The organism is Acinetobacter sp. 231_lipA (assembly GCF_058243005.1).
Genome location: NZ_JBZAYU010000001.1, coordinates 2,586,962 through 2,611,293 on the forward strand (window position 1 = coordinate 2,586,962; position 24,332 = coordinate 2,611,293).

Annotated in this window: 21 protein-coding genes, 2 tRNA genes and 1 pseudogene; 13 read left to right on the top strand and 11 right to left on the bottom strand. The window is 41.1% G+C overall.

Annotated elements, in window-relative coordinates:
• Nucleotides 1–135 precede the first annotated feature (135 nt).
• Both AC4CUX_RS12685 and AC4CUX_RS12690 read left to right on the top strand, forming a co-directional pair.
• Complete coding sequence (locus AC4CUX_RS12685; protein ID WP_406935408.1) at nucleotides 136–366, top strand: hypothetical protein; 231 nt, start codon at nucleotides 136–138, stop codon at nucleotides 364–366.
• A gap of 148 nt (nucleotides 367–514) precedes the next feature.
• Nucleotides 515–1,420, top strand: a complete 906-nt coding sequence (locus AC4CUX_RS12690) for a helix-turn-helix transcriptional regulator (protein WP_490792449.1) — start codon at nucleotides 515–517, stop codon at nucleotides 1,418–1,420.
• 138 nt (nucleotides 1,421–1,558) lie between these two features.
• Here the strand turns inward: AC4CUX_RS12690 and AC4CUX_RS12695 are convergent.
• Nucleotides 1,559–1,644 (bottom strand) — tRNA-Leu (locus AC4CUX_RS12695).
• A gap of 10 nt (nucleotides 1,645–1,654) precedes the next feature.
• A tRNA-Cys gene (locus AC4CUX_RS12700) sits at nucleotides 1,655–1,728 on the bottom strand.
• A gap of 152 nt (nucleotides 1,729–1,880) precedes the next feature.
• On the opposite strand from AC4CUX_RS12700, the gene folD reads away from it, so the two are divergent.
• On the top strand, nucleotides 1,881–2,729 hold the full coding sequence (gene folD / locus AC4CUX_RS12705) for a bifunctional methylenetetrahydrofolate dehydrogenase/methenyltetrahydrofolate cyclohydrolase FolD (RefSeq protein ID WP_201706233.1): 849 nt from the start codon (nucleotides 1,881–1,883) through the stop codon (nucleotides 2,727–2,729).
• Nucleotides 2,730–2,995: 266 nt separating this feature from the next.
• Nucleotides 2,996–3,682, top strand: coding sequence for a class I SAM-dependent methyltransferase (locus tag AC4CUX_RS12710; protein WP_201706234.1), 687 nt, complete (start codon nucleotides 2,996–2,998; stop codon nucleotides 3,680–3,682).
• Nucleotides 3,683–3,705: 23 nt separating this feature from the next.
• Here the strand turns inward: AC4CUX_RS12710 and AC4CUX_RS12715 are convergent, their stop codons facing one another.
• Together AC4CUX_RS12715 and AC4CUX_RS12720 are read right to left on the bottom strand one after the other, a co-directional pair.
• Complete coding sequence (locus AC4CUX_RS12715) at nucleotides 3,706–4,134, bottom strand: hypothetical protein (protein WP_078425449.1); 429 nt, start codon at nucleotides 4,132–4,134, stop codon at nucleotides 3,706–3,708.
• Nucleotides 4,135–4,305: 171 nt separating this feature from the next.
• Nucleotides 4,306–5,625, bottom strand: a complete 1,320-nt coding sequence (locus tag AC4CUX_RS12720; RefSeq protein ID WP_058952087.1) for an MFS transporter — start codon at nucleotides 5,623–5,625, stop codon at nucleotides 4,306–4,308.
• A gap of 537 nt (nucleotides 5,626–6,162) precedes the next feature.
• Between AC4CUX_RS12720 and glpD the strand changes: the two genes are divergently transcribed.
• Nucleotides 6,163–7,680, top strand: a complete 1,518-nt coding sequence (gene glpD / locus AC4CUX_RS12725) for a glycerol-3-phosphate dehydrogenase (RefSeq protein WP_151836897.1) — start codon at nucleotides 6,163–6,165, stop codon at nucleotides 7,678–7,680.
• Nucleotides 7,681–7,751: 71 nt separating this feature from the next.
• Here glpD and AC4CUX_RS12730 read toward each other — a convergent pair.
• A pseudogene (locus tag AC4CUX_RS12730) lies at nucleotides 7,752–8,024 on the bottom strand (hypothetical protein); the annotation flags it as partial.
• Between the two features lie 130 nt (nucleotides 8,025–8,154).
• Nucleotides 8,155–9,987 (bottom strand): phosphoenolpyruvate carboxykinase (GTP), encoded by a 1,833-nt coding sequence (locus tag AC4CUX_RS12735; RefSeq protein ID WP_004694340.1) that lies wholly within the window; start codon nucleotides 9,985–9,987, stop codon nucleotides 8,155–8,157.
• Nucleotides 9,988–10,402: 415 nt separating this feature from the next.
• Here AC4CUX_RS12735 and AC4CUX_RS12740 point away from each other — a divergent pair, with 415 nt between their 5' ends.
• The 6 genes from AC4CUX_RS12740 (at nucleotide 10,403) to AC4CUX_RS12765 (ending at nucleotide 17,979) form a co-directional block, all read left to right on the top strand.
• On the top strand, nucleotides 10,403–11,326 hold the full coding sequence (locus AC4CUX_RS12740; RefSeq protein ID WP_151836896.1) for a diacylglycerol/lipid kinase family protein: 924 nt from the start codon (nucleotides 10,403–10,405) through the stop codon (nucleotides 11,324–11,326).
• Nucleotides 11,323–12,099, top strand: coding sequence for a metallophosphoesterase family protein (locus AC4CUX_RS12745; protein WP_151836895.1), 777 nt, complete (start codon nucleotides 11,323–11,325; stop codon nucleotides 12,097–12,099). Before AC4CUX_RS12740 ends, AC4CUX_RS12745 begins: the two co-directional genes overlap by 4 nt.
• A 194-nt stretch (nucleotides 12,100–12,293) precedes the next feature.
• Nucleotides 12,294–12,584, top strand: coding sequence for a co-chaperone GroES (locus AC4CUX_RS12750; protein WP_010326285.1), 291 nt, complete (start codon nucleotides 12,294–12,296; stop codon nucleotides 12,582–12,584).
• Between the two features lie 67 nt (nucleotides 12,585–12,651).
• Nucleotides 12,652–14,286 carry a chaperonin GroEL gene (groL, locus tag AC4CUX_RS12755; protein WP_004694331.1) on the top strand — a complete coding sequence of 545 codons (1,635 nt, stop codon included), beginning with the start codon at nucleotides 12,652–12,654 and terminating at the stop codon, nucleotides 14,284–14,286.
• 732 nt (nucleotides 14,287–15,018) lie between these two features.
• Nucleotides 15,019–16,284 carry an anaerobic sulfatase maturase gene (locus tag AC4CUX_RS12760; RefSeq protein WP_151836188.1) on the top strand — a complete coding sequence of 422 codons (1,266 nt, stop codon included), beginning with the start codon at nucleotides 15,019–15,021 and terminating at the stop codon, nucleotides 16,282–16,284.
• 144 nt (nucleotides 16,285–16,428) lie between these two features.
• On the top strand, nucleotides 16,429–17,979 hold the full coding sequence (locus AC4CUX_RS12765) for an arylsulfatase (protein WP_171500560.1): 1,551 nt from the start codon (nucleotides 16,429–16,431) through the stop codon (nucleotides 17,977–17,979).
• Between the two features lie 112 nt (nucleotides 17,980–18,091).
• Here the strand turns inward: AC4CUX_RS12765 and AC4CUX_RS12770 are convergent, their stop codons facing one another.
• Entirely contained in the window at nucleotides 18,092–18,568 is a 477-nt protein-coding gene (locus tag AC4CUX_RS12770) for a copper resistance protein NlpE (protein WP_151836189.1), read from the bottom strand.
• A 277-nt stretch (nucleotides 18,569–18,845) separates the two neighbouring features.
• On the opposite strand from AC4CUX_RS12770, the gene AC4CUX_RS12775 reads away from it, so the two are divergent.
• Nucleotides 18,846–19,442, top strand: coding sequence for a 1-acyl-sn-glycerol-3-phosphate acyltransferase (locus AC4CUX_RS12775; protein WP_171500561.1), 597 nt, complete (start codon nucleotides 18,846–18,848; stop codon nucleotides 19,440–19,442).
• 69 nt (nucleotides 19,443–19,511) lie between these two features.
• Here the strand turns inward: AC4CUX_RS12775 and AC4CUX_RS12780 are convergent, their stop codons facing one another.
• The 4 genes from AC4CUX_RS12780 to mrdA all read right to left on the bottom strand — a co-directional run bounded on the left by AC4CUX_RS12780 (nucleotide 19,512) and on the right by mrdA (nucleotide 23,567).
• Nucleotides 19,512–19,847: a hypothetical protein gene (locus tag AC4CUX_RS12780; protein WP_151836190.1), complete on the bottom strand. Its 336-nt coding sequence runs from the start codon at nucleotides 19,845–19,847 to the stop codon at nucleotides 19,512–19,514.
• Nucleotides 19,848–20,011: 164 nt separating this feature from the next.
• Nucleotides 20,012–20,746 (bottom strand): sulfite exporter TauE/SafE family protein, encoded by a 735-nt coding sequence (locus AC4CUX_RS12785; RefSeq protein ID WP_490792450.1) that lies wholly within the window; start codon nucleotides 20,744–20,746, stop codon nucleotides 20,012–20,014.
• Between the two features lie 206 nt (nucleotides 20,747–20,952).
• Nucleotides 20,953–21,519 carry a 16S rRNA (guanine(966)-N(2))-methyltransferase RsmD gene (gene rsmD / locus AC4CUX_RS12790; RefSeq protein WP_195728796.1) on the bottom strand — a complete coding sequence of 189 codons (567 nt, stop codon included), beginning with the start codon at nucleotides 21,517–21,519 and terminating at the stop codon, nucleotides 20,953–20,955.
• A 2-nt stretch (nucleotides 21,520–21,521) separates the two neighbouring features.
• On the bottom strand, nucleotides 21,522–23,567 hold the full coding sequence (gene mrdA / locus AC4CUX_RS12795) for a penicillin-binding protein 2 (RefSeq protein WP_005399838.1): 2,046 nt from the start codon (nucleotides 23,565–23,567) through the stop codon (nucleotides 21,522–21,524).
• A gap of 241 nt (nucleotides 23,568–23,808) precedes the next feature.
• On the opposite strand from mrdA, the gene AC4CUX_RS12800 reads away from it, so the two are divergent.
• The gene (locus AC4CUX_RS12800; protein WP_004980918.1) at nucleotides 23,809–24,327 is read left to right on the top strand and encodes a hypothetical protein; all 519 of its coding nucleotides are present in this window, start codon (nucleotides 23,809–23,811) and stop codon (nucleotides 24,325–24,327) included.
• Nucleotides 24,328–24,332: the final 5 nt, after the last annotated feature.

Consider the following 24,332-nt stretch of genomic DNA (forward strand, 5'->3'; position numbering starts at 1 on the left):
AAATAAAAATAATGTACTGAAAATAGAAAATAATTTAACAAAGATTAAAAAATGATAATTGTTCGACACAACCTGTCAAAACTGTGGTGTAAATTTGCAACTAAATTTAAACCTGACAAATTTACGTGGTTTTAAATGAAAAATAAAACAGAAAAGAGGGTTGTCATGAAAATTTTATCGACATCATATACACATGCGCATGGTTTCCGTGCGCTCAAGCGCTTGCATAAGGCGGTTATCTATAATAGTGTTTTACCTGATGAGTTACATAAGCTATATAAAGCTTTAATTCATTTTGAGCGTTATATAGAGCGTTTAGCGCATCAGCAAACTGTAGTAAAGAAGAAGAAATCTAAAAAACATTGATCGATTTTTTTTTGATAAAAACATGACATAGCTTGAAAGCTGACCGTTTGTCTTTTACTTAATATTATTCAGTGACTTATATTGAATATAATGCTTAGGCATTTAACTATAAATAAAGACACAACATTGATTGTGCAGCGAGGGCAATATGAAGCGTAAAGCTTCAACACATGAACGCCTTGCGGAGCGTTTAGCGAATATTTTGACTAAATTAAATACTGGATATCAATTAGGGGTTGCAGAACTAGCACATGAATTTCAGGTGAGTACGCGAACGATAGAGCGAGATTTTGATCGTCTCAATACGTATTTGCCTTTACTTCAAGATGAATATACCAAGAAGTACTTCTTAGATCCTGTTTATCTTGGGCGCTTTAAGCTACAAGACATTCAGAACTTTGCGCAGCTTTCTGGGATTGGTGAGCTCTATCCATCTCTAGATATGTCTTTTCTACGTGGCCTGCTTGATGAGCGTGCGAATCAAGTGTTCTCTGCCAAAGGTTATTATTATGAAAATGCACAGCAATTTGCTGAACATTTTCAGGTTTTTGCGGGCGCGATTCATAAGCGTCAAAAAATCAGTTTTATTTATAATGATCGTTTACGCCATGTTGACCCGTATCGTTTAATTCATCATCAGGGAAGTTGGTATTTGGCCGCAGCTGTAACTGATGAATTACGTGCTTATCGTTTAAGTAAAATAGATCAAGTGGTTGTACATGAGTCGGAGCTTTTCGAGCACCATTTAGAAGTTTTGACCCAATTAGAGCTCAGTGAGGGGATTTGGTTTGCAAAGCATAAGCAAACGGTGAAAAGATCGGTGCGACCTGAAGTTGCTTTATATTTTAAGCAACGTCTGTTATTGCCAGAGCAACAAATTGTACTAGAAGATGTATCAGGTGGTTTATTAATTGATTGTCAAATTTGTCATGAAATGCAACTTTTACCTTTGGTACGTTATTGGATTCCATACATTAAAATTATTGAGCCAGCTCATTTTCAAGAAAAATTAGAACAAGATCTGCAACATTACTTATTACCACCCTTATCGTGATAAACAAATGAGATATTATTTTTAAGAGAGTCAATGTGCTCTCTTTTTTTGTGCATTGTATTATGCTTTTTCTATAGGCATAAAAAAACCAGCTTAACGCTGGGTTCTTTATATGCACCATACTTAGAAGTATAAGAATGGTGCCCGAGGCCAGACTCGAACTGGCACGCTTTGTGGGCGGGGGATTTTAAATCCCCTGTGTCTACCGATTTCACCACTCGGGCTTTAACAAGATGGAGGCGGAGGTCGGAATCGAACCGGCGTCCACGGAGTTGCAGTCCGCTGCATGACCACTCTGCCACCCCGCCGCGTCTTGTTGATGCGTATATTAGCAAGCTCTGAAAAAAAAACAATAGTGCTTTCATTCGTATGCGCATAAAAACAGCATATAGCGAAAAATATTTAAAATTATCATGTATTATGTGCAAAATTGATTCATATCAACACTTGGAGATGTGCCGTGGCATTAGTTTTAGATGGTCGTGCATTGGCAAAACAAATTGAAGCTGACTTGTTAACTCGCGTTGAAGCGCTCAAAGCAAAATCAGGTCGTACCCCAATTCTTGCGACAATTTTGGTGGGTGACGATGGTGCATCTGCAACTTATGTTCGTATGAAAGGAAATGCCTGCCGTCGTGTTGGTATGGACTCACTTAAAGTTGAACTGCCAAAAGAGACCACCACTGAACAATTGTTGGCTGAAATTGAAAAACTGAATGCCAATCCTGATGTTCACGGTATTTTGCTTCAGCATCCAGTGCCTGAACAAATTGATGAGCGTGCATGTTTTGATGCAATCTCTCTTGCCAAAGATGTGGATGGCGTAACTTGTTTTGGTTTTGGTCGTATGGCTATGGGTGAGGCAGCATATGGTTCTGCGACACCCGCAGGTATTATGACTATTTTGCAAGAAAACAATATCGAAATTACTGGAAAGCATGCTGTCGTTGTAGGACGTTCTGCAATTTTAGGTAAGCCAATGGCTGCGATGCTACTTCAAGCCAATGCGACCGTAACGATCTGTCACTCACGTACTCAAAACTTAGCTGACTTTGTGAAACAAGCTGATATTATCGTGGGCGCGGTTGGTAAGGCAGAATTGATTCAAAAAGATTGGATCAAACAAGGTGCAGTAGTTGTTGATGCTGGTTTCCATCCACGTGATGGTGGTGGGGTAGGCGACATTCAATTGGTCGGTATTGAAGAAGTGGCTTCTGCGTACACACCTGTTCCAGGTGGTGTTGGCCCAATGACGATTACGACACTAATTCGTCAAACGGTTGAAGCGGCTGAGAAAGCTTTAGCTTAATTATTTTAAGTGGTCTAATGCTGCCTTGAAGCCAGTATTAGATACACGAAAACGTCATTCGCTGTTGTTTGAGTTAAGACTTTATTGTTTATTGAATGTTTCTGCGACTATTTTAAATAGATGGTGGTGTTTAACGAGTTCAGCGAATGACCATGGTTTTGCCTACTTTTGCCAAAACAAAAGTAGGTCTAGCCGAAGGCTAATTCCTCAATCCAAATCTTAGCTGCAAGATCCTGCAGTAAAAGCATAAAAATACTCAACAACTTATGAGCTGTACTTTCCAATTCCCCAAAGCCCCAGATCATTTACTTCAAGCCTTGCATGAAGTGATTCCACACTGTGAATTGCTTGCGCAACAGCTTCCTGAAACATCTATTTCCCTGTGGCTCATTCCTCCCGTATTTCCAACCGATAAACTGGATGATGAAATCATTCGTCGCATTTGGAATGAAACGCCATATTGGATCTTTTGTTGGGCTTCAGGCCTAGCCATGGCGCAGTGGTTACTGGCAGAGCCTCATCATGTCAAAGATAAGGTGGTGTTGGATTTTGGCGCAGGTTCAGGTGTGGTGGCGATTGCAGCCAAAATAGCGGGTGCAAAACGTGTGATTTGTTGCGATATTGATGCAGTGAGTTTATATGCTTGCCGTGCTAATGCGGAACTCAATAACGTAGAGCTAGAGTATTTGGATGACTTGTATCAATCGGAACCAGTTGATGTTCTATTGGCTGCCGATGTTTTATATGATCAATGCAATCGTTTCTTTTTAGATGAGTTTTTAAAGTTTGCACCTGAAGTTTGGGTGGCAGATAGTCGTGTTAAAAATTTTAGTCATCCGCAATACATGAAGCTTGATGAGCGTAGTGCAACAACTTGGCCAGATCTAAATGAGTCACCAGAGTTTCGTAATGTGAGTTTTTATCGAACGTTAGATGCTCAAAAAGGGCACTAAGCCCTTTTTTATATTAGAAGGTCTTAAGAGCAGGTATAGCGTACAACATGTAGTGTGCTTGGGCGTGCTTCAAGTGACTCACGTGTTGCAATGTTCTCACCTTGGTGTAAGTCGGGTGTATTGCTTAAACCGAAAGTGGCACGGGTTTGACCAATTTGGCGGCCATATTCGGGAACATCCGCTGCGGTGTTAGGAATTTCATTAATACTTAAAATCGCCAATTTATAATTCTTTTGTGAACCTAAAACTTTTTGGCAAGCACGTTGTAATTTGTTTTCATCGAGTTGCTGATTTTTACGAGCAGCAAGCGTATAAGCAAGGGTAGCACTCGATTCGGATTGATGTTCAATTTGATAGCCAACATTGCCATTGTATTGGCGAGGCGTGCTTTGACATGCAGATACTGCTAAAACGATACAGCTTAAGCCTAAAAGTTTATACGTATTTTTCATATAAAAAGTTCCTAACATTATTCTTGTTCTTAGTATGCCATACGCGGGTGTAATTCACGATAATTCAATCGATCAAGTTTCGGCAAAAAATTGATCAGACATAAAAAATGCCTTCATTCGAGAAGGCATTTTTTATGTCTAGCTTATTAACTTACACACTTACTTTAAGCATCAATGATCGGTAATCATACTGTGCTTTTTGGTGTCTTTCATAAAGATATAAGTCAGTAGAGATAAACCAATCATGAAGGTGATGTAGTAAAAGAAGTAGTTTTCATGTCCTGCATTTTTAAAACTCAACGCTACAAGCTCTGCTGTGCCACCAAAGATGGTATTTGCAATCGCATAAGGTAGGGCAACCCCTAGTGCACGAATATGTGCTGGAAAGAGCTCTGCTTTGACTACGGCATTAATTGCGGTATAACCCGTTACAATTACCATACCGCTCATACATAGCATGAATGCGGTTGTTGGACTGTTGGTTGAACCAAGACCGTTGAAAATTGGAATCGTGAACAGTACACCCAATACACCAAAAGTGATCATAATTGGTTTACGACCAATTTTATCAGACAGTGCACCCACCACAGGTTGCAATAGCATGAAGACAAAGATTGCAGCTGTGGTGATCTCTGTTGCTGTGGTTTTCTCAAAACCTGAGGTGTTGACTAAGTATTTTTGTAAATACGTGGTAAAGGTATTGAATGCCAGTGTTCCACCTGCAGTCAGCATAATTACGGTGAACGCTTGCTTTGGATATTTGGTAAATAAAGCAAGTGCGCTAGATTTTGGGCCACCATTTTTAGCTTGTTCCTGTGCATCTTTTGAGGATTGGGTTTCAACCAAACCACGACGAATCCAGAACACCACAATGGCAAGTACAGCACCAATGAAGAAGGGAATACGCCATCCCCATTCAGATAACTGTGCTTCGCTCATGGTGCGTTGTAAAATGATCAACACACACAGCGCCAAGAGCTGACCTGAAATGAGAGTCACATACTGAAAACTAGAGAAGAAACCACGATGGTTTTTCCCAGCCATTTCCGTTAAATAGGTTGCGCTTGAACCGTACTCTCCACCAACACTTAAACCTTGCAATAAACGGGCAAAGAGCAATAAGGCAGGTGCGAGCATACCCACACTGGCATAGGTGGGTGCACAGGCAATAATCAAAGATCCTACACACATTAAAGATACAGACAGGGTAAGACCTGATTTACGTCCTTTACGGTCTGCATAAATTCCCATGATCCACGCGCCAATAGGACGCATCAGGAAGCCCAGTGCAAAGACGGCTGCAGCTTGTAAGAGTTTTACCGTGTCATCCCCTTCAGGGAAAAACTGTGGCGCGAAATATAAGGTAAATGCGGCATAGACATACCAGTCATACCATTCAACTAAGTTGCCAGCTGAACCACCGAGAATCGATTTTAAACGGGTTTTTTTATCGATGCTTACTGGAGCAGTTTGGGGAGATAGATCAGTCACAAAAATTTCCCAAGGATAAGTTCGGAAAATACATCTTTTAACTTTTTTAAGTAGAAAAAGTTAAAACAATATATTTTAAGATTAAACAAAAAATTCTGTTTCGTTATACGCCCCTTATCCTTGGACTTCATTCGACTTTAGTCTAAATGTTGGTATGATTTATATGCTGTTAAGTTTTTCTAATGAATATCTTTATTTTAATGGGAAATTATCGTTTTACTTATCTAAAACAAACTCTTGTGGTTTTTTAATATATGAATAGTCAATTAAAATACAAAGGGTTATAGTGCTTTTTTATTTTATGGTGAATGTTGATTTTTAGAAAAGAAAGTGTTTTTAGCTTGGAAATTAGTCGACTTTTCACTGAATAGTCAAAATTAAAAATTAAATTGTAAAAATAGATGCAGTTATTAATTTATTTAGAATAACGAATTTTCTCTGATTTGACTGGCTTTGGAATATGACAAGGTTGGATTTTGATGTTAAGTTTAGCGTGAAGAACAAAAATAACACAATAACTCAATGAGAGAGGTGAATATGCAAGACACAGATGCCATTTATGATATTGCCGTTGTAGGCGCAGGCATCAATGGGGTGGGTATTGCAAATGATGCTGTAGGCCGTGGTTTAAGTGTTTTCGTCTGCGAAAAAGATGATTTAGCTAGTCATACCTCGTCAGCCAGTAGCAAGCTCATTCATGGTGGATTGCGTTATCTCGAACAGAAAGAATTTCGTTTGGTGCGTGAAGCGCTATTAGAGCGTGAAGTACTTTTAAAAAAAGCCCCACACTTGATCCATCCTATGCGTTTTATTATGCCGCATTTGCCTTATTTGCGCCCTGCATGGCTAATTCGTTCAGGCTTATTTATCTATGATTATTTGGCAAAACGAGAAACATTAGAGGGTTCAGAGCTTGTTCATTTTAATGTCGACAGTCCCTTAAAAGACACCATTAAACGTGGTTTCGAATATTCAGATTGTACTGTGGATGATGCGCGTTTGGTGGTAGTTAATGCAATCCAAGCGCATGAGTTAGGGGCTCAAATTCGAACACAAACCCGATGCATTTCTGCAGTTCAGCAGGAGGGTGTGTGGTGTCTAACCTTAGAGCATCAAAAACAACACTACCAAATTAAAGCTCGAACTTTGGTTAATGCAACGGGTGCATGGGTCACAGATTTTATTCAACAACAACTGTTCCAAACACCAAAGGCGGGTATTCGATTGGTTCAGGGCAGTCATATTATTGTGAAGCGTTTATACCCGGAACCGCATGCGTTTATTCTACAAAATGATGATCAACGCATTGTGTTTGTAATTCCTTATTTAGATGATTACAGCCTGATTGGTACCACGGACGTAGAGTTTGAGGGTGATGCAAATTATGTCCACATTACCGAGCAGGAAACGGCTTATTTGATTGATGTGATTAATGATCATTTCAAGCTTCAATTACAGCCAGAAGATGTAATCTCAAGCTTTGCAGGTGTAAGGGCACTGTATGATGATGCAAGTACACAAGCCTCTAAAGTGACACGTGATTATGTACTGGCAATGTCTAAATCTGTTGCGGATGAAGCGCCATTGTTATCTGTTTATGGTGGAAAGTTAACGACTTATCGAAAGTTGGCGGAAGCGGCTTTGCTACAGCTAAAACGTTATTTTCCACACATGAAAGTAGAATGGACGGCTGAGGCAAAACTCCCTGGTGCAGATGGTTTTAGTTCAGTCGAGGTTTTATGTGCAGAGTTGATGCATGAAATCAAAGGGCTAGAGTCTCAAACAGCACATCGTTGGGCAAACAGTTATGGTAGTCGAGTGTGGCATATGCTTGGTGAGAACAAAGATGTACAAACTTTAGGTCAGTCTTTTGGCCATGGCTTGTATCAGCAAGAAGTGGATTATGTGGTGAAACGTGAGTGGGCCATCAGCAGTGAAGATATTTTAAAACGACGGACTAAACTGTATTTAAAATTTGATGCACTAGAAACTCAAGCTTTAGACATCTACTTGCAGGATTTACACCTACGTCGTATGCAAGGCGATGCTGCATAATGTTGATTGCATGTCATGGTTACACTTGATTTTGTTCTATTAAAAAAGCCGCTATCGCGGCTTTTTTAGATTTAAATTTCGATACCGCCGAGCTGTTTACAGTCTACAGGTGTCTTCCATTTTACAGCCGTTCCCCAAACGACTGGGCGGACAATACGCCAAGGCCAAAAGCCAAATCGTTGGCTGGCATTATAGTTAATGACGACGTTACCACCGACTTGATGTGCACGTTCAGCAAAACGCGGATAGAGTTCAACCACGCTGCCATAAGTGCCTTTAGCGACTTTGATGCGCTTTTTGATTTCAAATTGAGTTGAATCCGGTATGCCTTTGATTGCGCAAATATGAAGTTGTGGTTACTTCTGTGTAAGCCATGTCTAGCGTGATAAATTTTTGTTGAGTTATAAAGTTTTAAAATTATAAAGAGATTAAAAAAAGACCGCTTACGCGGTCTTTTTTGGCTTAATTTAAAGATTAAGCAGATTGCTTAACAGCATCTAAAAGTTCGTTTTGGCGAGCTTTAAGTGCCGCTGGTAGGCGTTCACCAAGTTTGTCGAATAGCTCAGTATGGCTTTCAAGCTCTTTGATCCATTGATCTTTATCTTGAGAAGTCACAAGGTCAAACTGGGCTTTAGTGAAGTCAGAACCTGTCCAGTTCAACTGTTCATAAGTTGGAACTAAACCAATTGGTGTTTCAACTGCATCAGCACGGCCTTCACAACGGTCAATGATCCACTCAAGAACACGCATGTTTTGACCGAAACCAGGCCATACGAAGTTGCCTTCAGCATCACGACGGAACCAGTTCACGTTGTAGATGCCTGGAAGTTTGTTCCCCGCAGCTTTAGCTTTCGCTGCAACTTCTTCACCAAGCTCTAACCAGTGAGAGAAGTAATCCGCCATGTTGTAACCCGCAAATGGAAGCATTGCGAATGGGTCACGACGAACAATACCTTGTTGGCCAACAGCGGCAGCAGTTGTTTCAGAGCCCATAGTTGCAGCTTTGTAAACACCATCTACCCAGTCAAATGCTTCTGAGATTAGAGGCACTGTGTCCGCACGGCGACCACCAAAGATGAACGCTGAAATTGGAACACCTGCTGGATTTTCCCAGTCAGCATCGATAGAAGGACATTGACCCGCTGAAACAGTAAAGCGCGCATTTGGATGAGCTGCTTTTTCACCAGCAACATGTGGTTGACCTTTCCAGTTGGTTAGGTTGGCAGGTGCTTCTTTAGTAAGACCTTCCCACCATACTTCACCGTTGTCAGTTACCGCAACGTTGGTATAGATGACATCTTTAGTCAATGTCGCCATGCAGTTCGGGTTGGTCTTGGTATTTGTACCAGGTGCTACACCGAAGAAACCTGCTTCTGGGTTGATTGCGTATAAGCGACCATCTTCACCTGGTTTGATCCAAGCAATATCATCACCTACAGTTTCAATTTTCCAACCTTCGTAGCCAGCTGGTGGAATCAACATCGCGAAGTTTGTTTTACCACAAGCAGAAGGGAATGCCGCTGCGATGTAGTGTTTTTCGCCTTGAGGATTAGTCACACCAAGGATCAGCATATGTTCTGCTAACCAACCTTGTTGACGACCCATAGAAGAAGCAATACGTAAAGCTAAGCATTTTTTACCTAACAATGCGTTACCGCCGTAACCAGAACCGTAAGACCAGATTTCACGTGTTTCTGGGTAATGAACGATGTATTTTTCAGGGTTGCAAGGCCATGCAACATCTTTTTCGCCATCAGCAAGCGGCGCACCAACAGTATGTACGCAAGGAATAAATTCACCGTCTGTACCAAGAACGTCATAAACAGCTTTACCCATGCGAGCCATTTTAGACATGCTAACTGCTACATAAGGAGAGTCAGTTAATTCGATACCAATGTGCGCAATATGAGAACCCAATGGGCCCATAGAGAACGGTACTACATATAAAGTACGACCTGCCATTGAGCCGTCAAACAAACCATTTAGACGAGCACGCATTTCAGCAGGCTCTTCCCAGTTGTTTGTTGCGCCAGCATCTTCTTGTTTTTCAGAGCAGATGTAAGTACGACCTTCAACACGAGCAACGTCAGAAGGATCAGAATTAGCAAGATAAGAACCAGGATGCGTTTCTTGGTTAAGCGCTTGCATTGTGCCGTTAGCGATCATCAAGTTGATATAACGTTGATATTCTTCTTCGCTGCCGTCACACCATTCAATTTTCGCTGGTTTTGTTAATTTTGCAATTTCTTCCACCCACGCAATAAGCTTAGGGTGACGAACGAATTCTGGTGCGTTCACTTGGGTCATGGTGAGGCCTATCTCAAATATGTACACGTTTGTACAAAGTACAATCTCAGCAATAAAATTTACTGCAGAGATGAAAAGATGAAAAAAAAGTGGCTGTATTAAAGCATAATTTGATAAAAAAAATAAGACCAAAGGCGTATCTAAATTATGAACAGTTCGATGGGGTTGCTTCATTTTAACTATTAAAAAACAATAGTTTGGTTTGATTTTTTGCTTTTATTTTGTGTATTTATTATATTTATGAAGATTATTCATTTAAGATATTAGTATTAAAATCATATGCTTGCATTTATTTTGTGATTGAGATTTATTATTGATTAAATAAATGGTAATCATTTGAATTTTACATAACAAAACTGTTAAGTGTTGAATATTTGGACAAAAATAGAGCAATTACTTCAAGTTTAGGTGCAAAATGTCAGAGCAACTCAAACCTTTATCACTTATTTATAATAAAAAATCAGGTTTTCATGCCGCAAATAAAGATGAAGTGTATGAACAGTTGGTAGCAGATCTGAGTACCGCAGGTTTTGAAATACAGTCATTTGAGTTAAGTGAGTGCATGAACTTTGATCAGATGATGCAAGAGATTTTACTACGCCATCGTCAAGCGGAAAATGTAGGGGTCATCGTTGCTGCAGGTGGGGATGGTACTTTAAATGCAGTTGCATCTAAATTGATGGGAACGGATATTCCCATGGGGATCTTGCCTCTAGGTACATTTAACTATGTTGCACGAGTGTTGAATATTCCGCTGGATTTATTAGACGCAGCCAAAGCCATTAGTGAAGGGCAGCCACGTTCTGTACATGTGGCACAGCTGAATCAACATATCTATCTGAACAATGCTAGTTTAGGGCTTTATCCTTTATTTATTCAAAAAAGAGAACAGTTTAATAAGCATTTTGGACGTTTTCCATTGCATGCGTATACCTCGGCATTGGATGTTCTCATCCGCGACCGAAAAGAGTTAAAACTTGAAGTAGAAGTCGATGGACAGCGCTATCCAGTGAAAACGCCATTGATTTTCTTTGGCAATAATCAGCTTCAACTGGCTGAAATGAAACTACGCATTGCCAAGGCGGCGGAAGCAGGCAAAGTAGCGGGCGTGGTAGTAGCAAAAAGTGATAAGCGGACTTTGTTCAAGACCTTATGGCAGCTGATAAAAGGCAATTTGGATCAGGCTTCCGATGTCTATAGCTTTGCAGCAGATGAAGTGATTGTTCATTCAAAGCGTAATAAGCTCACGGTTGCGGTAGATGGAGAAATTGTCACGATGACACCACCGCTGAAAATTACAGTACGTAAGCATGCGCTGAATATCATGGTTCCCGCATGATTTTACATTTGTCGGATTTACACTTTGGAACCGAACGCGAAGCCTGTATGCAGGCCATTCGTCAGTTATGTGAGGAACATCCTTTTGAAGCCGTAGTGGTCAGTGGGGACTTGACCCAACGTGCACGGTTTATTCAGTTTTATGCTTGTCGGCAGTTTTTAGACAGTTTAAAGCTACCGTATTTGGTGGTGCCGGGGAATCATGACATTCCGCTTTACCATGTGTGGAATCGTTTTTTTAGCCCCTTTGCACGTTATCAACTGTTTTTTGGGGGGATGGAAAACACCTTAGAAACTGAACATTTTTATGTCATTGGAGTGAATAGTATTCGTCGGCGTTACCATACGCGAGGGCATATTTCACTGAGCCAAATTCAAGAGATTGACCTAAAATTGCAGCAAGCACCTGCACACAAACTTAAACTGATCGCCGCGCATCAGCCTTTTTATACTCCGCCAGACCATAGTCATTGTGTGAAAGACTGTCCAATGCTTGGTCGTATTGCGTTGGAGCAATGGAGCCAACATGGTTTAAATGGACTCTTACATGGGCATTTACACCACGCTGCCGTTTATGATTTGAATCAGATTTATCAACTTGGGGTATCGCATCCTGTGCTGGATATTCATGCAGGAACGGCAACGTCTTATCGTTTACATGCGGGCTTGCCCAATAGCTTGAATATTATTTTGCCGAATGCCGATGTACAACATTTTAGCTTTAACGCTGAAACAAATCGCTTCGAGTTGATGCAGCAAAATACCTCAGATTGAATCGAGTGTCTAAACTTTGATGAGGTTTGCTTAAAAAGAGCGCAAAAATATAAAAATATTTTGTGTTTGCCCTTGAAGCGTTTTATTCCATCCCCACAAAAGTGTCATATCAAAATTTTGTTGATGACCTAGGAATAAGAAGTCATCTTCACATCGTAAACAATGGCATTTTGAAAATGTCTATGGAGCTAGAAATGAGCAAAATTCGTCCTTTACATGACAACGTTGTGATTCGCCGCGTAGAAAAGGAAACTAAAACTGCGGGTGGTTTAATTTTGAGTACTTCTGCTGCTGAACAGCCAGCTCAAGGTGAAATCATTGCAGTAGGCAATGGCAAAATTACAGACAATGGCGTTCGTGCTTTAGATGTAAAAGTGGGCGACAATGTACTGTTTGGTGCATATGCAGGCACTAAAGTTAAAGTTGAAGGCGAAGAACTTCTTGTGATGAAAGAGTCTGATATTTTAGCGGTTCTTGAAGGTTAATTCAGAACGTTCATTTGCTGTTTAAGCAATACAATTGATTAAAATTTAAGAATATTTGGAGTTTAGTATGTCAGCTAAAGACGTAAAATTTGGTGATTCAGCTCGTTCTAAAATGATTGCAGGCGTAAACGTGCTTGCAGATGCTGTAAAAGTAACTTTAGGTCCTAAAGGCCGTAACGTTGTGATTGACCGTTCTTTTGGTGCACCGCACATCACTAAAGATGGTGTAACTGTTGCGAAAGAAATTTCTCTAAAAGACAAATTTGAGAACATGGGCGCTCAATTGGTTCGTGAAGTATCTTCTAAAACCAATGACATCGCTGGTGACGGTACAACAACTGCAACTGTACTTGCTCAAGCAATTTTAAATGAAGGCATCAAGTCTGTAACAGCGGGCATGAACCCAATGGACTTGAAACGTGGTATCGACTTGGCTGTTAAAGCCTTAGTTGCTGAAATTAAAGCAACAGCAAAACCTGCTTCTGATACCAAAGCAATTGAACAAGTCGGTTCAATCTCTGCAAACTCTGACGAAACTGTAGGTAAACTCATTGCACAAGCAATGGAACGCGTAGGTAAAGAAGGCGTGATTACCGTTGAAGAAGGTTCAGGCTTTGAAGATGCTTTGGACGTTGTTGAAGGTATGCAGTTTGACCGTGGTTATATCAGCCCATACTTTGCAAACAAACAAGATACATTAACGGCTGAACTTGAAAATCCGTTCATCTTGCTTGTTGACAAAAAAATCAGCAACATCCGTGAATTAATTACTGTACTTGAAGCTGTTGCTAAAACAGGTAAACCACTTTTAATCATCGCTGAAGATGTTGAAGGTGAGGCTTTAGCTACACTTGTTGTTAACAACATGCGCGGAATTATCAAAGTATGTGCGGTTAAAGCGCCAGGTTTTGGTGACCGTCGTAAAGCAATGCTTCAAGATATCGCAATCTTGACGGGTGCGACTGTGATTTCTGAAGAAGTCGGCATGACTTTAGAGCAAGCTTCTCTTCAAGACTTAGGTACTGCGCACAAAATTACTGTGTCTAAAGAGAACACTGTGATTGTTGACGGTGCTGGTGATGCAGCTCAAATTGCTGAACGTGTGACTCAAATCCGTGCGCAAATTGAAGAATCGTCTTCTGAATACGACAAAGAAAAACTTCAAGAACGTGTTGCTAAATTAGCGGGCGGTGTTGCTGTAATCAAAATTGGTGCAGCGACTGAAGTTGAAATGAAAGAGAAGAAAGACCGTGTTGACGATGCACTTCATGCAACGCGTGCTGCAGTTGAAGAAGGTGTGGTTGCTGGTGGTGGTGTTGCACTGGTACGTGCTGCAGCTGCGCTTGATGGCGTAAATGGTGCGAATGACGATCAAAATGTAGGTATCAACATTTTACGTCGTGCAATTGAAGCACCACTTCGTCAAATCGTTGCCAATGCGGGTGATGAGCCTTCTGTTGTGATCAACGCTGTGAAAAATGGTGAAGGTAACTTCGGTTATAACGCTGCTACTTCTGAGTATGGTGACATGCTAGAAATGGGTATTCTTGACCCTGCGAAAGTAACGCGTTCTGCACTTGAGCATGCTGCATCTGTAGCAGGTTTAATGTTGACAACCGAATGTATGATTACTGACGTTCCAGAAGACAAGCCTGCAATGCCTGATATGGGCGGCATGGGTGGTATGGGCGGAATGATGTAATTCTAACCCTAATTAAATAAGTGTTTGTAATTTATTCATAGTTATTCACATATATTTGAAAAGAAAAAGGTCGCTCCATGAGCGGCCTTTTTTATTGAACTTTTTGATCTTTCTGACTGTGTGAATAAAAACAAAAGATAAGACGGAGACGTACCAGCGCATAAGGTATGAATGGATCATTTAAAAATTCATTACTCAGCTTCACTTTTTATAAAATATGTCTGGTTTAGGTTTAACTGAATGGTGTTTAGATTCGAACGATGACGTAGTTCAAGTATATAACGACCATAAAAAATGCAATTACCATTCTTTTGAGTGGTTTCTCTATTTTCAAAGTTTGATAACGTGCTCTACCAAGCGATGCGACTGTGTGAGATGGGTCAGTATTTTTCAGCATGCCTAAATTGGAATTGGCTGTTGATTTTTACTCTTACACGGTAGCTTTGCTGATGAAAATTAAGCTTAGGGATAAGACGAGAATGAATTATAAAACATTGAAATTATCAAAAGATTTGCAAGGTCATCTTATAGCCTCCTTCCTGTTGCATGTCTAGTGGCAATAGTCACTCGGGTTAATCTATTCAAAATACAAAACGGCTCTAGTCTTTAGCAAACTTCATGCAGTGAATGGAATGAAACTACCAGATCTCTTTTCGCAGAATGACTTGTGTACATAGTTTTGCACAGTTGTGAATTTGTGCCTGAACGTTGAAAAAAATGAGGACTCTAAAAATGCGAATGATACCTATACAAGCTGAATCTCCGCCATTAAGAAGCCTGCAAGTGCAGGGACAAACCTATCGCTATCACGTGATGATCAAACCCACTGGGGCACAGTGCAATTTAGACTGTAGTTATTGCTTCTATTTGCATAAACAAGACATGTTACAGCAACCAAAAGTTCCGCGTATGTCTGAGTCGATGCTTGAGTTACATATTAAGCAATATATCGAAGCGCAAACGGGCAATGAAGTGGTTTTTAGTTGGCAGGGTGGTGAGCCTACACTTATGGGGTTAGAGTTTTTCCAGCGGGTGGTTGAGCTGCAAAAAAAATATGCCAAACCTCATCAGCGTATTGAAAATGATTTACAAACCAATGGCACTTTACTGGATGAAGACTGGTGTGCATTTTTAAAACAACATGATTTTTTGGTGGGTTTATCCATAGATGGGCCTGCCGAGTTGCATGATATCCATCGCTATAACAAAGGTGGAAAACCGACGCATGCCAAAGTCATGCAGGCTGCTGCGTTATTGCGCCAGTATCAAGTTCCGTTTAATGCCTTATGTGTGGTGAACCGTGATAATGCGAAACGACCGTTAGAGGTTTATCGTTTTATCCGAGACCAAGTTCAACCGCGCATGATTCAACTGATTCCTGGAATGGAAAGTGCCCAGTTTCAACAGACAGCACCAGGCCATTGGAATCCTCAAGATTTACCTAAATTGGGCAGTTCAGCAGCACAACCGGGAAGTTCAGATTCTGTGGTGACAAACTGGTCGATTGCTGCCGATGATTGGGGCATATTCCTTTCAACTGTGTGGAAAGAATGGTTACAGAAAGACTTTGGGCAGGTCTTTATTGACCAGTTTGAAAACATGGTTTCCATGATGTTTGGCTATGGGGCGCAGAAATGTGTGTCGGGTCAAATTTGTGGCAAATCCTTGGCGGTTGAACACAATGGCGACTTATTTTCTTGTGACCACTTTGTTTATCCCGAATACAAATTGGGCAATATTCACGAGATTCACCAAGGTGATTTGGTTTTTTCTGAGCAACAAAAGAAATTTGCATATGCCAAATCCAAGTCACTGCCAGAATACTGCCAAAAATGTCCATATCTTCAATATTGCTGGGGAGATTGTCCAAAAGACCGTTTCCTCAAGACCCCGGATGGAGAGGCGGGTCTACATTATCTTTGCTCAGGTTTAAAACGTTTTTTTCATACAGCGCTATTGTCAAAGAATGAAATTGCTAAACGGATACGGCCGCATTAGGGAACTATTGTCACTAGTTTTTAGAAAAACATTTTTCTAAAAATTAAATTTGTAAGGCACTGATATCGTTTTGCGTTTAGTGCCAATTGGGTTTGAAACAAGGATGAAAATTCGTTTTATACGAATTTGTTTAAGGAAAATACCATGCAAAAAAACTTAATTTCTCGCTCTTTAGCTTTAGTTGGCGGGGCATTGCTGTCTTCTGCATTGATGGCGAAACCACCCAATATTTTGGTGATTATGTCTGATGATGTAGGGTGGCAGAATGTCAGTGCTTATAGTCATGGTGTGATGGGCTATAACACGCCGAATATTGACCGTATTGCCAAAGAAGGCATTATGTTTACCGATTATTATGCGCAGCCAAGTTCAACCGCTGGACGTGCAGCCTTTATTACGGGTCAGTATCCGATTCGTTCAGGAATGACCACCGTAGGGCGTCCAGGTTCACCTTTAGGGATTAAAGCTGCAACGCCGACTTTGGCAGAAGTGCTAAAACCATTGGGTTATATGAATGGTCAGTTTGGTAAAAACCATTTAGGTGATCGCAACGATAGCTTACCGACGGTACACGGCTTTGATGAGTTTTTCGGTAATTTATATCATTTAAATACGGAAGAAGATTCGGAACAGTATGATTATCCAAAAGATCCTGAATTTGTGAATCAGTATGGAACGCGTGGTGTATTGCATTGTTATTCGTCTAACGATAATGATGAAACTATCGATCCTCGCTTTGGCGTAATGGGTAAACAAAAATGTAAAGACTCAGGTCCTTTAACCCGTAAGCGCATGGAAACGGTGGATGATGAGTTTATTGCAGCCAGTGTTGATTTTATGAAGCGCAGCAAGAAAGCAGATAAACCGTTTTTCGTTTGGTTAAACCCAAGTCGTATGCACATGTTTACCCATTTACGTGACTCACATCGTTATTTGGCGGCGAAAGCCACTTCAGAAGATGATTTATACGGCAGCGGTATGATCGAGCATGATATGCAAGTCGGTGCATTGTTGGACGATATGAAGAAGATGGGTGTGTTGGATAACACCATTATTGTTTATACCACCGACAATGGTCCTGAGCACAGTGCCAAAAATCATGGCGGAACCACGCCATTTCGTGGTGAGAAAATGACCACTTATGAAGGTGGTGTTCGTGTCCCTACAATGGTGCGTTGGCCGGGACATATTCCTGCTGGACAGGTGAAAACAGGGATTCAAGCCAATATGGATCTGTTCACAACATTGGCAGCCGCAGCGGGTGACTCAAATGTTGTAGAGGAAATGAAAACCAATCGTAAGCAAATTATTGATGGTGTGAACAATCTCGACTATTGGACAGGCAAATCAAAAGAAAGTAAACGTGATAACTTCTTGTATTATCATGAGTCGACTTTGCGTGCAGTTCGTATTAATCAATGGAAAGTTCACTTCGAAACCAGTGAAAATTATTACGACCAGTATCAAAAGCAAAAGTTTCCAATTATGTACAACCTTCGTCAGGATCCATTTGAGTCTTTTGATAGTATTAGAGATCGTTCAGACATTATTCAAACCAAACAATGGATCAATGAGCCGATGCAGAAATTGCTTGGTTCGCATATCAAATCGTTAATGGATTATCCACCGGTACAAAAAGCAGCAACTTTTGACTTTAGTGAAGTGATCAAAAATATGCAGAACCAAAAGAAGTAAATTATGAAAAAAGGTAGCTGAAGTAATTTGGCTACCTTTTTTGATGCTTGGATGAAATTTATGCGGTGATATTTAAATAAGCAATTTAAATCATTCAGAATGTTGCGAGTGTCTATTCCAAGGATTTGGTGAGTTTAAAGTTGGACTCAGGTTGATCCAGTACTTGGCCTTTATCGCCACGCATTTCAATAAATTGCGCACCAATATAATAAATACGGCTATCGCCTGATGAGTCGAGTTGAATCATCTGATCAGAGCCATTCAAAAATTGAAATGAACCTTTCACTTCATTGACATAATTATTATTCGATTTGCCTAAAATTTTTTGTTTCAGCACAAAATGATGATCTAAGGTCAGTTCAAGTTCAGTGTCGATCCCAGAACAATCGTGACAGGGCAGAACCCCTTGATATGTGCCTACCCAATCTAAGGCATTTGCTGTGTCTGGTGTATCCATCACGGTTGCGCTAGCACTGTCGTCCATAGATGCCGTGACATTGTGATCTGGTGGAGGATTGTTTTCATTTGGCTTTGAGCATGCAGTTAACATGGTGAGAGATAGGCATAGTGCTAAAACAGTCTTTTGCATATACAGCACCCGATATTACTTAATGTTTAGTTTTACCTTACAGGAGTGCTGGAGATGAAACTGTGAAGATCTGTGAATGCTTATGTATCTTCAATAAAGAATACTATTCACGTATTTTTACCTTTAATCTCAAAGAGCCTGATTTTTCCTGAAATATTTGGAATTAAATAAAATATACGTTTATAGATTAATTGTTGTTTTATTGAGCGTCTCGCCGTGTATTTGATCAGCAGCATTGCTAGAATCGGCGCGGATTTTCAGTAATGTGGTATTTTTTGTGTTCGAAAAGCTTGCAGAACAAAGTTTGGCCTTAATGGGGTGGCAGATTGATAATCATTGGGATTTGAATATCGATCAATGTGTAATGATTGCAGCGCCACATACCAGCAATTGGGATGCGCTGTACGCTCGTTTGGCATTAAAGGCCTTAGGTGTGCATGTCCGTATTACTATTAAAGACAGCTATATGAAACTGCCATTTGGGCCATTTGTTCGTGCAATGGGCGGGATAGGTATTGACCGTCGTCCAAAGCATGAAGGTGAACCACGTCCAAGTATGGTGCAACTCATGAGTGATCTTTTTAAAGAACATCCTAAGTTGGTGATGTTGGTTACCCCTGAAGGGACACGTGCCAAGCAGGAACAATGGAAAACAGGTTTTTATCATGTTGCAGTCAGTGCAGGTGTTCCAATTGCGTTAGCCTATATGGACTATGCGAAGAAAAAAACTGGAGTGGGTAAAATTATTTATCCTACGGGTGACTATGAAAAAGATATGGCTGAAATTATGGCATTTTATGCGCAAATTTCTGCTAAATTTCCTCAAGGTTTCAGTGTCGATACTCGTTATCACAACGACTCAACTGTGTCTTAACTTCAAATTTAAGTCATATGAAATAAAAAAGACAGTTTTCGAGCTGTCTTTTTTATTGCTAATCGTATTTTAAAGACTTTGCTGGGGATTGGGTAAAACCCCACCTAGTGACTGGCATGCGGCCGTATAACTTTGTAGCTGTGTTTCAATCACTTCGGGCAGTGGCAGGTCAAAAATTTGATCGCCATGTTGATAGCTTTCTACATAGGATTGGGCTTTTTGTTTGCTGCTGGCAAGCACTTGTTCATGATAACTGGTCATACTGCTGTGGTCTGCCTGATCGTGCTCTATATTTTGACAGTTAAAAGATTGGAGAAGTTTTTCAGCTTGTTTTATTTCTTTGGATGAGCTTATGGAGCAAGCACTGATAAAGCAAAAACTCAGTAGTGCAAGAGGCAGTTTCATATATGGTGAGCGATGGGTTGGAAGGTGCGCCAATTGTATAAAGATTTGTGAAGCTGGAGGAAGTCTAGTAGTGCCAAGTTGTTTAAAGATGAGCCTATATTGACACAAAATACACAATTGCTGACCCAAGCCATTGCCAAAGTTCAGAGTCAGGTTTTATAGCACTACAGAAAGCGATAGCTGATACATAGAAAACAGCCTGAACTAAACAATAAACCCAGTACCGTATGTTTGAACTGCCGCTCAGAAATTTTATAAAACAATTGCGCGCCGAGCATGGCCGGTAGACTCACACTCAAAAGTAAGATGCCCATATAGGGCAAATGTTGCAAGTTTAAATTTCCGCGGAGCAGATAGGTGAGTAAGGTGAATAGCTGAATGGCGAAATTAAAATGCCTTAAAATTGAGCGCTGTTGCTCTTTAGGAAGGTTTTTTAACATGACCCAAGCTGAAGGCAGTGAGCCACAAAAGCCTCCCACCCCACCCAATACACCCCCAAGAAAACCAATACTGCTATCGGCGTATTTTCCAGAGTTTTGAATGAAGCGAATCTGGGGATTAATTAGCATCAATGGACACCAAAGAATCAAAAAAATTCCTAGTATCAGTTTAAAGGTCTGTGCTTGAATGATGTCTAATAGATAGGTTCCCAATGGAACGCCAATCAGACCTGCAAGGATATAAGGTGCAACGAGGCTTTTATCAAGTTGAAAGGCAGATTCTGACTTTAAGGAAATCAGGTGACTCCAGACTGAGGCGAACACCACCAGAGGCGCTGCGAGCTGAGGTGCCAGGATCCAGACCCAAAATGACATGGCGATTAAGGCAAATGCAAAGCCTGTGAGTCTCTGTACAAAACCCGCCACCATTGCACCTAAGATAAAGATCAACCAAGTCATATGCGATATATTTAAAATTTTAGCGAGTGTACGGTTTTTTGATCGGTCTACATAGTTTTAGACATGTAAAATGACTGAAACCTTAGCTTGATTTTGAATATGTATATTGATCTTCATACATAGCGTAGCTCAGAACCACACTAATATTCGCTAAGACCACTTTCTTTCGTGATGGCGTAAATCAAAAGGGCATAAAAGTGTCTAGATTATGGACAAACCACCACTTTCTTTTGATATAAGCCTGCGCGAACAGTCCCAGCTTTGGTGCTCTTTATTTGCACCCACGACGTTGGGAGTTTTAATAGATTTAAATCTCGATCGGCTTCCACATAAATATAGCCATTATTTTGAATCAGAGGATCAGCCAAGAGGGCCAATTCTTCCCATAGCTCTAGGCTATACGGCGGGTCTAAAAAGACCAAATCAAACTGTTCTTTTAAGGTGGCTAATGTTTGCTGTGCAGTCGCTACTTTTAACTGGGCACGGGACTTAGGTACTTTAAGGAGTTCCAAGTTTTGCGTTAAAAACTGTGCTTGACTGCGGTCAGGTTCAATCATCACTACTTTTGATGCACCACGTGATAAGGCTTCAAATGCCAACGCACCTGAACCTGCACAAATATCCAAAACATTGGTATTTTGTACATCCCACATGAGCCAATTAAACAAAGTCTCACGTACGCGATCAGGCGTAGGGCGTAAACCTTCAATATTGGCAAAAGGCAGTTGACGACGTTTCCAGTCCCCTCCAATGATGCGGAGTTGGTTTTTCATAATTAGTCTGACTCCACAGGTGCAGAAGGTGGTGTAGCTGAACGGCTTGTATTTGCCGTTGTTGAAGCGGGTGCTGTATTGGAAGTACTGGTTGGCGTAGCTGCACTTGTCCCAGTTGTGGTCGCTGGTGGCGTGCTACCACTTGGTAATTCACCCGGTTTAATCCCCGCTGTCATCAAACCACCACTAATTTGATGGTTTTGTGGACGAATTGGATTTTTATGACGTGTGAGCAGCCAGTAGTCTAAGATCGGACGAGCCAGCTGTGCCGCAGAACCACCATGACGACCATTTTCCCACACTACTGCAATCGCAATTTCAGGGTTTTCCGCAGGTGCAAAGCCCACGAATAAACCGTGGTCTAACTGCCGTTCGGTTAACAGGGCTTCATTGTAGCGTTTGCCTTGGGCAATACTTTTGACTTGTGCCGTACCGGTTTTACCTGCAATTTTATACATTGGCGTGCGAATGCCACGTCCAGTCCCTGTTTCAATGACATCGACCATGGCATCACGCATTTGTATCCAGTCTTGATCGGTGCCATTGAACTGGATTCTGCCATCAGGTGCATTTAAGTCTTTATGTGGTTTTGCGCCTTTACTTGTTTGTAAAACATGCGGAATCACATGTGAACCATGGTTGGCGGTAATGGCTGTTGCCATAGCCAATTGCAGCGGTGTTGCTGTAAAAGCACCTTGTCCAATACTCACTGAAATGGTTTCACCTTTGAGCCACTTGGCATCACGGGTACGCATTTTCCATTCAGGGTTGGGGTAAAGGCCTGTACTTTCACTTGGTAAATCCACGCCAGTTTTTTCACCAAAGCCAAACTGGCGCATCCATGTGTTCATTTTTTCAATGCCCATACGGAACGACAGAATGTAGAAGAAGGTATCGCAAGAGACTACTTGTGATTTATGCAAGTTGACTACGCCGTGACCTGACTTTTTCCAGTCGCGGAATTTATGCGAATCGCCCGGAAGTGTGAAATAGCCATGATCGGAAATGGCCGTGCCCCAATCAATTAAGCCATAATGAATACCACCTAAACCAAACATCGGTTTAATGGTTGAGCCGGGTGGGTAAGCGCCTTGTACAGCACGGTTATATAGCGGTTGATCGAGGTTATCGCGTAAACCGCTATAGTCGGTATGACTAATCCCCGTGACAAACAGGTTAGGGTTAAAACTTGGACTTGAGACCAAGGCCAGAATTTCACCTGTACGTGGATCCATCGCCACGATTGCACCACGACGACCTGCAAGCTGCTCTGAGGCAACCGTCTGCAAGCCATAATCGAGTGAAAGATATAAGTCATTACCACGAACGGGTTCTTTGCGACCTAAATGGCGCAACACGTTACCGTGCGCATCGGCTTCGACCGACTCATTTCCTGGTACACCATGCAGCAAATCTTCATAGGAGTTTTCTACCCCAATTTTACCAATCAGGTTAGTGCCCGCATACAAATCTTTATTGATACTTTTTAATTCTTTATCGTTAATTCGACCTACATAACCAATCACATGGGCAAATAGCTCACCATGTGGATAGTAGCGCGTCATCTGGGTTTCGATATTAACCCCAGGGAATTGATACTTAACTTCGCTAAAGCGAGCGATATCATTTTCATTGAGATTAAGTTTAATGGAAACGCGTTCAGTTTTACGTGAGGCTTTAATACGACTGTTAAAGCGCTCAATATCATCTGGTGTGAGTTCTAAGATTGGCGTTAAACGTTCAATTGTGGCATCAATATCCGTCACATCCGCTCGACTCATCGTCGCGGTAAAGACTGGATAGTTGTCCGCCAACAGCACACCATTGCGGTCATAAATATAACCACGTGCAGGGGCTAAAGGTTGTAGGCGGATACGGTTTTGATCGGATGCAGTTGAAAACTCGTCAAATTGAACCAGCTGCAAATAGGCATAGCGAGTGACTAAAATCAGCAAGAAGAAAACCACAATACCCATGGAAATAAAGGTACGATTTCGAAAAATGCGCTTTTCTTGTTGGACATTTTTTAAAGGAAAGTGCTGTTTCATACCAAATCGACTTAAACACATGGATAAAGAGGAAAATACCTGCGCGCTATTCTAACGCATGTCACACTGTTTTGATATTTGTTATCGCTGCTTCTGCTTTTCATTTTTGCCTAAATTTTGACTTTATAGACATCAAAAATATAAATTGCTGTATATAAGTGTTTTATAAATTCTGCTACAGTCAAAATCCTGTAAAAAGGGACCAATTACTAAAATAACATTACGGATAATGGTGACAATAATGACAAGAATTTATCCAGTGTTGGCACTTGTTGCCTGTGCAAACGTAGCCTACGCTCAAGATAATTCCTTTTTGCCAGATGCGAAAATTCCTGCTGGCAGTGCTCAAACGTGGAATGTAGGGGCTGGTGTAACGCAGAAATTACTGCACACCAATTTGGAGTGGGTGAATCCTTATGGCATTGCATACGCAAAAGCTGGGGTATTTATCAATGATGATTACCCTGTAGGTGGTCAGCTGGGTTTTAGATTTCCAGTTCATTTTACTGGTAAAGATAAAAATGGCTATTATCTCGGTGTTTACGCAGGGCATATTGACAGCAAGAAAGTAGATGGCGAGTACGAATCTCGCCTTGGTGGTGGTGTAGATCTTGCTTATGTGTTACTTAGTCCTGAGCGAATCAGCACTTTCAGTGTGGGGATTGGTGCAGGGGAAAAACTCGAAGCCAAATCGGGCTATGTGGTTGCAGAAACTGAACCGAGACTACAATTTTCCTATACTCTAAGTTTCGGTTTATAGACACA